The organism is Pseudomonas sp. A125 (assembly GCF_055409485.1).
In genome coordinates this window covers 1-11,100 of the sequence record NZ_JBUZVP010000059.1, presented here as the reverse complement: position 1 = coordinate 11,100, position 11,100 = coordinate 1, and the positions used below count along the sequence as shown (strand labels likewise).

Annotated in this window: 10 protein-coding genes and 1 pseudogene; 6 read left to right on the top strand and 5 right to left on the bottom strand. The window is 53.3% G+C overall.

What is annotated here, in order from left to right; translation table 11 throughout:
• Window positions 1-71: 71 nt before the first annotated feature.
• Window positions 72-269: pseudogene (locus ACZRN6_RS35980) on the bottom strand (TerD family protein); the annotation flags it as partial.
• Window positions 270-598: 329 nt separating this feature from the next.
• Complete coding sequence (locus tag ACZRN6_RS35975) at window positions 599-1,852, bottom strand: TerD family protein (RefSeq protein WP_169870814.1); 1,254 nt, start codon at window positions 1,850-1,852, stop codon at window positions 599-601.
• Window positions 1,853-2,270: 418 nt separating this feature from the next.
• Between ACZRN6_RS35975 and ACZRN6_RS35970 the strand changes: the two genes are divergently transcribed.
• From ACZRN6_RS35970 to ACZRN6_RS35945, 6 genes are all read left to right on the top strand, one after another.
• Complete coding sequence (locus ACZRN6_RS35970; protein ID WP_284184504.1) at window positions 2,271-3,530, top strand: hypothetical protein; 1,260 nt, start codon at window positions 2,271-2,273, stop codon at window positions 3,528-3,530.
• 22 nt (window positions 3,531-3,552) lie between these two features.
• Window positions 3,553-4,410, top strand: coding sequence for an SH3 domain-containing protein (locus ACZRN6_RS35965; protein WP_078465796.1), 858 nt, complete (start codon window positions 3,553-3,555; stop codon window positions 4,408-4,410).
• A gap of 9 nt (window positions 4,411-4,419) precedes the next feature.
• Window positions 4,420-6,384, top strand: coding sequence for a hypothetical protein (locus ACZRN6_RS35960; protein WP_169904191.1), 1,965 nt, complete (start codon window positions 4,420-4,422; stop codon window positions 6,382-6,384).
• A gap of 11 nt (window positions 6,385-6,395) precedes the next feature.
• Window positions 6,396-7,607, top strand: coding sequence for a hypothetical protein (locus ACZRN6_RS35955; protein ID WP_169904192.1), 1,212 nt, complete (start codon window positions 6,396-6,398; stop codon window positions 7,605-7,607).
• A gap of 83 nt (window positions 7,608-7,690) precedes the next feature.
• Window positions 7,691-8,167 carry a DUF2059 domain-containing protein gene (locus tag ACZRN6_RS35950; protein WP_078465793.1) on the top strand — a complete coding sequence of 159 codons (477 nt, stop codon included), beginning with the start codon at window positions 7,691-7,693 and terminating at the stop codon, window positions 8,165-8,167.
• Between the two features lie 83 nt (window positions 8,168-8,250).
• Window positions 8,251-8,676 (top strand): hypothetical protein, encoded by a 426-nt coding sequence (locus ACZRN6_RS35945; protein WP_078465792.1) that lies wholly within the window; start codon window positions 8,251-8,253, stop codon window positions 8,674-8,676.
• A gap of 128 nt (window positions 8,677-8,804) precedes the next feature.
• On the opposite strand, the gene ACZRN6_RS35940 is transcribed toward ACZRN6_RS35945, so the two are convergent.
• The 3 genes from ACZRN6_RS35940 to ACZRN6_RS35930 all read right to left on the bottom strand — a co-directional run.
• On the bottom strand, window positions 8,805-9,347 hold the full coding sequence (locus ACZRN6_RS35940; protein ID WP_078465791.1) for a DUF1523 family protein: 543 nt from the start codon (window positions 9,345-9,347) through the stop codon (window positions 8,805-8,807).
• A 252-nt stretch (window positions 9,348-9,599) separates the two neighbouring features.
• The gene (locus tag ACZRN6_RS35935) at window positions 9,600-9,974 is read right to left on the bottom strand and encodes a histone-like nucleoid-structuring protein, MvaT/MvaU family (RefSeq protein ID WP_078465790.1); all 375 of its coding nucleotides are present in this window, start codon (window positions 9,972-9,974) and stop codon (window positions 9,600-9,602) included.
• 729 nt (window positions 9,975-10,703) lie between these two features.
• On the bottom strand, window positions 10,704-11,100 hold a 397-nt coding region (locus tag ACZRN6_RS35930; RefSeq protein ID WP_464009926.1), incomplete at its 5' end, for a hypothetical protein.

Sequence of the window (11,100 nt, the reverse complement as noted above, 5' to 3'; positions counted from 1 at the left end):
TGAATGGTGGCGCGTTCTTCAACGCTGAGTTCGGAATAAGACATAGGGGCAGCACCGTACCGGAAAGGTCAGGTGTTGCACTCAGTTTTTGCCGCCGCCGGCTGATTGAAGAAGACCATGTAGCGATCATCAGAAAGCTTGCCATGTTCGTCGACACCGAAACATACGAAGTCGATTGCGCTGGGGCTCTCAATGTTGACCGAGAGAGTGAATGAGAGACCGGGAAGAATATTTGCCAGAGGCATACGCTGGCCTTGGGTGATCTGCATGCATGGTTCCTTGTGACGATTAGAGCGCCTAATTATGAAACGGCCAAGGTGATACAGCCATTTTCACAGGAGTGGCTGGTATATCCGTAGGCTTAAACTTAACGGCGCTCGATGTTTCTGCAAGTCTTATACGGCCAATGAGGTCGCAGCGGGAAATTCCTATGGGAAGAACTGTTCATTCTCTCGAGGACACGGGGCAATTCATCATGGGTTGACGAGGCCGATGATGCTTGCATACAACCAAAATAGAAATCCCGCGGCGGCCGTGTGCCGTCGCGGGATTACTTGTCAAGCATGAATCTGCTGAAAGCGCCTGCTAGCACGAAAGCTTAGACATACTGTTTTTTGCCGCTCCTTTCGATTGGGTGGCCTTTAAATACGTGTGGGCCGTCCATGGTCAGCTCAATTTTGTCTCCCTTTCGAGTCAGCCACGGGGTGGCTTCGCTGCCGGCTTTGGAGGTAACTCCGGACGGGCTAAGCAGGACAAAGTCCTGGGAAATTTCGATCTGCCCGATCACATAGGTATACACCATTGAGCTAAAAAACCCGGATTTGAACTCGAATGCGCATTCCACGACCTGGTCGCCATACTCCATCCGCATCTTAGGTTTCAGCGATGCCACCGAAACCGCACCGTTATCTACTGCTGAATAAACGCTGCAGACCAGCGCTACCTTGCCGCCCATGAGCTGCGAGATTGCTGGGTTAATTTCGACGGTTTCAATACCAGGAGCTGAGGTGCTGGCGCTGACCACGTCACCGGTATGGAAAACGAAGGGATCGACGTCAAAAGCCCCACGCTTGTCAGGTGCCTGGATGATGGACATTCGCCCATCAGGGCGAAGGATGCCGATTCGCAGATCGAGGTCGTCGTTGTCAGATCCGTCGCCGTTATCAACCCACGTAGCGCTGACGCGAATTACCTTTGGAGCTGACGGCCCTTTTTCGAGTGACACCTTGTGGCTGCTGCCAGGCTTGTCCAGTTTTACCACGGTCTTAGCGATGTTGACGGGCTTCGGAGGCGGTGCAGGTGTTACCGCCTGCCCGGAGGATGCATCGTCTTCAACTTCGATGCCATAAAACCCGCAAAGTCCGGCAAGACCTGAGGCGAAACCTTGCCATACAGATCGCGCTTTGAGCTGGCCGTTCCGGACGTACAACTCAAGCACGATGATGCCCGTCTCTTGTGAGAAGGGCTCAGGTGCCAGTTCCAGGGTTTGGTCCCCGGCAATGACGATAGCGCGTAGGTCTTTGACTGCTTCGAAGCCGCCGGCGCTGCCGTCTTGCGTCAAAGTAATAGCGATCTTCGTTATGTTGGCAGGCAGTCGAGACGAGTCGAAGCTGATGCTGTGACTCACCGTGTCGCTACGAGCGACCGGGGGCGCGAATGTCGCCGCGCCTGAAGAGTGCTCGGGTGCATTGAAGAAAACCATGCCGCTGTCATCCACTACCTTGCCAGTATCGGTGACCAAAAACGCAGTAAGGTTCACGTCTAGGTTGTTACCTGCCGCATGGGTAACTTCCACCCGCCCTTGGGAGGAAAAGATTGTTGTGTTCTCGCCGGGTTTGAGTGACTGATTCAATTCATGCCGCCTATTCCATGGGTTTTCGTAACGCATTGTTCATGCGCTGCGCTTTTGTTGTTTGAGCGCGAAGGCCGGCCAATGGGGAAACATCCCTCATTGGTGCTGATCGCATTGATGCAGTTTAACGGCTTGGCCGCTGGCGACCGCCGAGACATCCATTCTCCATTTACACACCGTCTGAAACCCAAGTTTGGAACGTACGAGAGGGAATGTTGTGCGCGACATTGAAAGTCCTCTCAGTCCCGTTAAGTTCTGTTCGTAGGAAACAAAAACATCTGCCCGGCGTTCTGCACCGGAATTCGACAAGGCATTTTAAGTGGTGCGGTCTCCTCCTAGATGGCAATATGCTACATCTATTTGCGCTCCCCCTCATCATCCAGGGTCTGGCGTTTAATTTCTGACAAGGACCCGTTGGATGCTAATCGCACTTGTGGTTTTGAACGCCCTTTATTTGATCTGCAGTCTGCTGTTCAACGCCGAGCTGCTCAACATGGCTGGCGCTGATATCCCCCTCCGAAAACTCGAAGTCCTTGAGACCTATAGCCAGATCCTGGCGGCGACGAGTATGTGCTTGCTGGTATGGCGAATCTGTTATCGACGATACCAAGGCAAGGGGAGGGTGCTGTGGGTTTGGCTCGGAGCATCGACACTTGTCGTTACGCCGTTAACGTGGTGGTTTCAGGGTGCGGCACCGGATTGGATCGCAGAGCAGTTCCCCGGCTCGCTACGGGTCAGTAGCCTCTACGCATACGTCACCAAAAAGGGATTGCTCTATGACTCCCTGACTATTCCGCAGATCCCCTATAAGGCTTACAAGGATCAGGGAGAGGGGAAGGCTTTTATAGCAAACCTCGGCGTTCTGATGAGTGTTCAAGGCTCTTACGTCGAGCGCATCGACAGGAACTTCCAAGGCTTTTCAGCTGCTGTTTTTCGTGGCTACACCGTCCGTAATGGAGACGCGTTATACGAGCGCCTGCAAGAAACTGTCGTACCCACCATCAGTGACATCAGCAGGGCGTATGCACAGCTCGAAGGTTTTCGTGCGGGAGGCATCTCGGGGAGTGAGTGGCGACCGATCAAATGGCCGAATGCTGGAGCAGATTTGGAATACCAACCAACTATCGACGAGTACGCCCGGTCAATCAATCCCGGTGTGCGGGCACGAGATGCTCTGGCCAACACGACCGAGGTTCGCCACATGGCGAAGATCAAGCTCGGTCCTCTCTATGTGAAGGGCATGAACCTTCTGGCTACGCGAGAGCAGTACCAGGCTTATCTGCCTGGCATTGCCGACAACATGGCCTATGAGGTCGCTCACACCGACATCCACGGTGCTGAGGGTTTGAACGTCCTCAAGAATATGTGGTTTATCCCCTTCTCCCTTCTTAGCGGGTTGTTCTTCGGCGGCATCAGTCTTGTGGTCTTGATCATCTCGGGTATTGAGGCGCTTCGAAGCCTCCCCGGGCGAATTCGCTTCGTTCGACCGGTCGCCGTGATTTCGATCGTTATGCTGCCTCTCGTTGTTGGCAACGCAATTGTCGATAGCCCCGGTTATAGAGATGCGTTCAGGAGCTTGGGCAAACAGCCAGTTGTGCTTGCCACCGTTTTCCATTGGGCCATGTCCTCAGAAGCAATGCTTTACAACATTACAAGGCCTCTGCTGAAAGCAGAGTGACCTACACAAAGGGAGAGTCACCGTGCGTAAAAAGTTTCTCGTTTCAGTACTGGCATTGACCATCGCAGCATCAACCTCTGGCTGCGCTGAGTTGGGTATCAACAAGCAACAGGCTGGTACCGCAGTGGGTGTCGTTGCTGGCGCTGTCATCGGGCAGTTCATCGGGAAAGGCAACGGACGGATCGTGGCAACCCTTGTCGGCGGTGCACTGGGCGGTTACATCGGTAACAAAATCGGTGCAAAACTCGATGAGCAGGATCAGCAGGCTCTGGCACAACGCACGCAAGATGCATTGAACGCGTCGCCGAGCGGGTCCAGTCTGCCCGTGTCTTGGACATCGGCCCATTCTGGCGCGTCGGCGGAGATCGTTCAGGGCAAAGAGTTCACCCAAACCAAAACGGTTGAAGTGAAACGTGCTCCGAAGATCGTCGCCGTCCCTTCGATGAAGCTCATCAACGAACAGTACGTCACCAAAAGTAGTTCGAATGTGCGCGCCGCGCCTGAAAAAGGCGCAGACAAAGTGGGTGGTTTGAAACCTGGCACCGAGTTCACTGCCGTTGGTTCGACAGGCGACTGGATTCTTGTCGGCCGCAAGGGTGTAACTGTCGGCTACGTCCACAAAGATTTGGTTGAACCAAAATCAGTAGCCGTTGCGAAGCGTGTGAAGTCCGCGGCCAACCTGGACGAGATGAACGTCGCTGTTGACAAAGAAACAAGGGCCTTCGATCTCGATTCGATCCCGACGTTGCCAACTCAGCAGGTCGCTGCTGAAACGTCTTGCCGGCCGGTGACCGTGAGCCTCAAAGCGGCCGACGGAAACACTGTGCAGGAGAAGAACACCTTCTGCAAACAAGCCAACGGCACCTGGGAACTCATCTAAGGGATCTTCATGAAAAACCGCGCACTCGCTCTCCTTGTAGTGGGTGCTTGCGGCATCGCGCCGCAAGCCTGGGCACACCAGCTCGCCTACTCGAAGACAGAACAGATCCAGGTGAACGTTGATGGTGAGGCGACATCCTGGTGCAAACCAGAAGTGGCCATCACCATGCAGCGCCCAACTTGGGATGACCAGAAGCCGCTGAACACGCTTCTATCGAAGCTCCCGTATATTCTTGGCCAGGAATGCCCGACGGCCCAGGTCACCTGGAAAGCAGTCGACGCAAAGGGGGCGGTTTACGCCACCGGCGCGGGCAATGCGAGTAATCTGGGCCTGGCCACGCTGACTTCACCGACTGCCGCTACGGCCGCTGCCGCGCCCGCTGTTTCGGTAGCCCCCGTGGCTTCTCCTCCTACTCCACCAGCAGCTGTGGCGGCTGCATCTGTACTACCAGCCGTCGCTGCGCCTACTGAGCCTGCCGGTGCAGCGCCTGTGGTTGCTGCACCGGCCCCAGCGCCTGTAACGGCACCTGTGATACCACAACCAGCACCAGAGGCTTCACCCGTGCCAGTGCAACCGGTGCCGGTGGCTCAAGTACCTGTGACGGTTGCCCCTGTAGCTGCCGTGGCCACAGTACCTGTGGAGTCAGCTCCAGCCGCCCCCCCTAAGCCTGCCGCTCCAGCTGAAGCGCCGGCCGCTGTTGCCGCCGTTCCTACCGGTGACTTCGGCCGCTCATTGGTGCTGGACAACCGGAACCTGATGGGGATTACCGACGGAAGTGGATGCAAATGGGTTATCAGTAAGTCGGTAACTGATGAGTCCGATCCAAGTCTGTCCTTTGCGTCGACACCCGCCATGCCTTGCTCTGCATCGGGCTATGCCGAGGGGTCCTATGACAAATTGCGTTGGGCGGTACCGAACACCTATCGCGGTGATACCTGGTCAAAAATAACCGTGCACCCGAGCGGTCTTATGTTCAACCAGGCACTGGTCCCAGCGGTGAAAGGCAAGGCGCTTTCATTCCTGAATAGCCGGGCAGACCAAGCACTCTTTCAGTTGGGTGAACTGCATGCGCGTAGCATGAAGGTGTATTTGGCCTTTGAGCGCCCCAACTACCGTGTCCTGTCGCCGTTCTCCAGTGATCCGTATTATGTAGTGATCACTGCAGATGAGGCATTTGCTCTTGATGCGGTTGAGTTGAAGCGCGCTGTGGTTGAGGTCTACCAATTGGTGAAGGCAACGTCGCCAACGACCGTCGGCCTGTCGAACCTCTTCTTCGCCAAGAATTTCGAAGCGCTTTACCCCGAGGGATACGCGTCGGAAACCAAAGACAGCATTCTCAAAACGCGTATGGGCGAGAACCGTGGTGAGTTTTACTTCGATGCTCGCCAAGGGAATAACTTCGCCCTGCGTCGCGAGGAGATCCGCCTGAGAGAAGTACGTCGTCTGCAGCAGCAAATGGCAGAGCTGCACACACGCGTCTTGGCGCGTTACGAACAACTCAAATCCGGGATGAAGGAATTCGAAGGTCGGGAGGCTGAGGCGCTGGCGCAGATGGCTGGTATTAAAGTCACCTTCCCATCGCCGATCGCAATGCAGGACCCGAGCTCTTCAAAGTCCGCTGTGCCGATGATGATTCACGTCACTGGAAAGAGCGGCGACTTCTACGAGGTCGACTTCCCACGTAAGGGGCGTGTACAGGCTGATGCTGAACTGGAGAGCCAGTGGTACGTGCTGCCGGCGGCAAACATGACACCCTTCCTGGCGCTCGAAGACGGTCGCGCCGTTCCTACGTATCGCGTGTATACCGCTGGCGCGGCTGAGGCCTGCAAGCAAGACCACTGTGCTGACAGAGTGTCATTTGGTGCCGTACTGGCCAAGGAATTTCCTAGCGCCGGGATCGACTTCAACTGGACGCCTGCAGTCTCTCAGCAGCACGTGATTGATTGGCAGCAAGCATCTGCTCAAATTCAGTAAGGCAACCGACTATGAAAACGATGAACAAGAAGCACATCCTCATCGCCGCTGCGGTCGCCGGTATTGCGATTCTTGCAGCTGGTGTGGGGTTATCGAGCTCCGGCAAGAAGCAAGCGCTGCGCCAGTACGATGAGATGAAGGAACAGTACTTCCTCGAGAACGTCCTGAGCGAGGGAGATATTTCCTATTCCTTCTGGTCGGGAAACGTCACCGTTGAAACACCAGAAATCCGCCTGGTTGCGGCAGAGACCAACGGCGCAGATAAATTCCTGAAAGGGATTCTGGGGCTGCTCGGTGGAATGGACTCCGGGGCAAAAGAGTCTGCCCTGGTCGAATGGTCACGGTATCTGCTTTCTTCCAGTACTGGTGGAGGTCGTGCCGGTGGCGTTTACTTGAAGGCCGACACCCTCAAGGTTAGCCGCGAAGGTGATAACAAGAAGGGCGAGATTCATGTCCAATTGTTGGGCATGGACATGAGTACTCCTTACCTGTCGCACAAAGGCACAGATGTGGTCCTGCCCTCGGAAGTAGCGGATGAGATCCAGCCGCGCGCGGAGATGGATCAGTACGGAGGCGTGGTCAAGTCGCCCTACTCGTGGGGTAGCAATATCGTCCAACGTCTGCCGTTCACTGGTGCATTTATCACCGGCGCTACAGGGGAGTTCGGCACCAAAGTTGACTTGGACTTCAAGCTCACGCGCTCTAGCGACGGCGAAGGCTCGGTCGAGTTTGTAGTGGTGCATCGTAATGACGGCAGTGAAGTTGGCAGGATTGTGCGCGAGGCTAAATTTGCGTCCATCCCAGAGCTTGACGATGTCCAGGCGCAACTCAAGAGCGCGCTAAGTGGCTTCATCATGGGGGCTTACAGTACGTCCATGGGCCAGGCCGTAATTGCGGAAGCCGCAGGTGACTTTGCTCGTAAGACCAAGGTGGCCAGCTACTCGCTGACCTACAAGGGCTTCGACCAGTTAAAGGAGTCGTTCGACGAATTCAAGGCCGCTACCAGGCGTGAGGAGTTCACCGGCTTTTGCAATGAAACAGGCCTATCAGTTTATCAGAGTGACTTTGGAGTCAAGGGCAAGGATCACAGCGATTCGGAGTGCGCGATCGCTCAAAAGCTAGCCACCGATGCCAAGTTTGAAGAGTCCTACATTTTCAAGGAAGACAAGTCGTTATTTTCCGGCCTGTTCGTGAGCAAAAGCTTCACGCTTGAGACGAACTGATCACCACATTTCCTAGAACCTGGAGTGCGATCCGCCGTACTCCACGGTCACCAAAAAAATTTCAAGACAAAGGCAGGCATTTCATGACGAAGGTTTCCAAATGGGCAATCACGGCGTTCTGCTCGGTGCTGCTGGCCGCTTGCGATTCAAGCCAGGACAAAGCTGAAGAACTGGTCAAGTTGATGGGCATGGACGTCCAATACAAGATGGTAGTGCAAGTCGCCACGTCGGGTTATGCATCCAAATATCGCGAAGTCGCGCCAGAAAAAATCAAGGCCGTGATTGAGGACAACATTTCCCGGGACCTACTGAAAGATACCTTGGTCCAGGTATACGCAGATCACTTTGATGCCGACGAGCTCGAACTGATGATCGAGGCCAACAAGCATCCTGATCAGGCGATGAAAATTATTATGGGCTCTAAGGACGGCATGAAGTTGGCAAAAAAATCCATGGACGTCCAGGTGGATCTGCAGCGTGATATGGCCAAGGCGTTCGAGGATCGCGATGAGGACATTGTCGACGAACTGGACGACCTCCGAAAGGATGCCCGCGGCTGACCTTCATTTGCTCCGAACCACGGTAATCGACGCGGCTGCTACGGACAGTTCGAGGTAGCGTTTGGCAATTCATGGAGGGTGGGATGAGGTTTATTTTGGTAATGCTGCTGGTGCTCAGCGGCTTCGCTCACGCCGGTTGCGGCAGCATCAACAACGACGATCAACGCGCCTACTGCTACGTCAAAGAGGGGAATGGGAGCTGTGCGAGCATTAAGGACGACGATCTGCGCGCTACCTGCTATGTGGAGGCCGGCAATGGCAGTTGTGCGAGTATCCGTGATGATGACAAACGCAAATACTGCTACGTGAAAGAGGGCAACGGAAGCTGTGCAACCATCAACAATGACGACTTGCGTAACGCCTGCTACGTCGAAACAGGCAACGGGAGTTGCGCGAGTATCCGTGACGACGATCAGCGATACTTGTGCTACGCCAAGACTGGCAATGGCAGTTGCGGGAGCATCAAAAACGACGACTTGCGACGTCAGTGTGAAATGGTAAAGCGCTGACTGGCTTGCTTTTGCCAGGCCGGATAAAAGAATCTCACCTACAAAAAATGCCAGTCAGGTAACTGACTGGCATTTTTCATTCTGCGGCTAACGATCTTCCAAGCTGAAAAGGCGAGTGGTTCAACCGCTCAACCCAGTACTTCGCCCCTGGTCTTGCGCTTGAATCGCCGGCGCAGGAAAAACACCACAAACAAAATAAGCAGCGTGCCTACGGTGAGGAAAATCGTGTTGAACCAAGGAAACGGCTCTTCGCGACTGTTCGTGGCTTCGATGTCTGTGATGTTTGGGAACACGGACAATATTTGAATGCGCCAGCCGTAATAACGAATGAGAGCCAGCTGCTGGGCATCTCGTGAGTAACCCTGGGCCTTTGCCTGAACATCGGCCGCGTCAAACTTGAAGTACCACGGAAAACTCCACCCGGTATCTTCATTGCGATAGACCATTACGTTTTTCGATGTTGGGTGTTCAGTGTTAATGAAATACACATCCCGGGTAGGGCCGTCCGCGGGGTTTTCAGCATTAATGACGCCGTCATCATCCACACGTTTTACCTCGACGCCGGTGATGGCCACCACATCGTATTGCGGTAAAACATAAAACAGACCCAGGGCAGCGCCGGTGACCACCAGCAAAAACGCGCCGAGAATCACTCCTTTAATCCACTTCATGCGTGTGCTCCGTTATAGATGATCGAATTCTGCCCTAAATCGACCTAGGGATTTACTTTTAACAGTGACTTTTGGAAAAAACATGGTTAACAAATGTGTTTGCTCTAGACCTTGTATCTCGAAGGTGGCGAGCCAGCCTAATTGATTTTGGCTCTGTTAGGAGCGCCCAATAGCGAAGAAAATCACTACGTGCCCTGACTGTCATAAAAACCAGGGATATCTCCCTGGCCTGTATGGGTGGCCGCGAGATTTTTAACGAACAGATACCCAGCCTTCGACTACATCACCACCCCACTCAGCTTTCCACTCTTTCAGAATTTTGTGGTTGCCACCCTTTGTTTCAACAACTTCGTCGGTGTGTGGATTCTTGTAGACTTTTATCTGGCGTGGCGCTCGCTGGACCTGTTTACCGGGCACCGCTTTGGCAACCTTGCTCGCGGAAGCCTGCGGATCAAGGATATTGATCACGTCGCGGAGATTTTTCGCGTAGGAAGCCAGTAGGTCTTTCAACTTGGCTTCAAACTCGATCTCTTTTTGAAGCTTCGGGTCACCCTTGAGTGCTTCTCGACGGGCCTCCAATTCGAGGATATTTGCTTCAATGGTACGGTATTCGTTGATGAGGCTCATTTGGTGCTCCATATGATTACGATTGCGTTACTGGCAAGACTCGAGATCCAAATGCCGTAGTGGTCCAGCCTAGAGCTCTCTGAATCTGTTCTGCCTGAAGCGCCTTTGGTGAGAAAAGGAGGTGCTATTGCGAGGCGGAGATCAGAATTTAGGTTTCAGTCTCAGATACTAAGTCTACCAATCCGTTGATTCTTTCCCAACAGGTTTCAGTTAAAGCCACCTTGAACTGCGCTCCGGCTATCTGTGAAATCTCCTTTTGAAGCGTTAATACAGAACATGAGCGGTTCGAAGGCAAAAATAGAGATTTCAAAGGTGACTGTAACGGTCAGACTATTTTTTCAAAATGTCTGTTGGGAGTTGGATTGAAGGCGAAGTGCGGTCTTTAGGTCTTAGTGTAATACCAGATGTAATTTGTTTCCATGCGCTAGAAAAATGCACCACATCACGATGGAGCGCATTGATATGATGACGTAATTGCAAGCCTATACTCCTGGCCGTCGTGTTAAAAGTCGATGGTCAGCTAGGCGCCGCTGCTTCAAATTGATTGTTCATGAGCGCACGGACAAGGCATCCGATGGGTTGGTAATTTGGGGCTGCATGCAGAACGTTGTCATCATCATTTGAGAAGTCAAGATTGAATCCGTAATTTGCTTTGGACTTGAAACCTGAGGTCGTCGCCGTTATATTAACGGTTGGAGTGGGTTGGTGAGCTCTATCTAAATCTTGAATTCATATATAGGTATAAATGATGCTCATTGAAGTGATACTTTTTTTAACGGTGTTGTGCCTAATCGTCATTCCTATTGCCGTGTACTTTGTAGCCAATTTCAGTATATGGTGGGTGATCGCCTTGTGTTTTATAGCGCTCTTTGCACTGGAGTGCCATGAACCCAAAAAGAAGAAAACGTGATGTATATGCTGGCTCCATTCCGTGGCTACATAATCTTTACAAATTTCTGTTGTGTAGTTCAGTACCTTATAGTCAAGTTGGCTCTGGCTTGAAACTGTCCAGCCAAGCATTAATCCACGGCGGCGGCAAAAACTGAGTGCAACACCTGACCTTTCCGGTACGGTGCTGCCCCTATGTCTTATACCGAACTCAGCGTTGAAGAGCGCGCCACCATTC

Coding starts and splice junctions, on each gene's coding strand:
- ACZRN6_RS35970 (WP_284184504.1), top strand. CDS start 2,271: ATGCTAATCGCACTTGTGGTTTTGAACGCCCTTTATTTGATCTGCAGT.
- ACZRN6_RS35960 (WP_169904191.1), top strand. CDS start 4,420: ATGAAAAACCGCGCACTCGCTCTCCTTGTAGTGGGTGCTTGCGGCATC.
- ACZRN6_RS35955 (WP_169904192.1), top strand. CDS start 6,396: ATGAAAACGATGAACAAGAAGCACATCCTCATCGCCGCTGCGGTCGCC.
- ACZRN6_RS35950 (WP_078465793.1), top strand. CDS start 7,691: ATGACGAAGGTTTCCAAATGGGCAATCACGGCGTTCTGCTCGGTGCTG.
- ACZRN6_RS35945 (WP_078465792.1), top strand. CDS start 8,251: ATGAGGTTTATTTTGGTAATGCTGCTGGTGCTCAGCGGCTTCGCTCAC.
- ACZRN6_RS35940 (WP_078465791.1), bottom strand. CDS start 9,347: ATGAAGTGGATTAAAGGAGTGATTCTCGGCGCGTTTTTGCTGGTGGTC.
- ACZRN6_RS35935 (WP_078465790.1), bottom strand. CDS start 9,974: ATGAGCCTCATCAACGAATACCGTACCATTGAAGCAAATATCCTCGAA.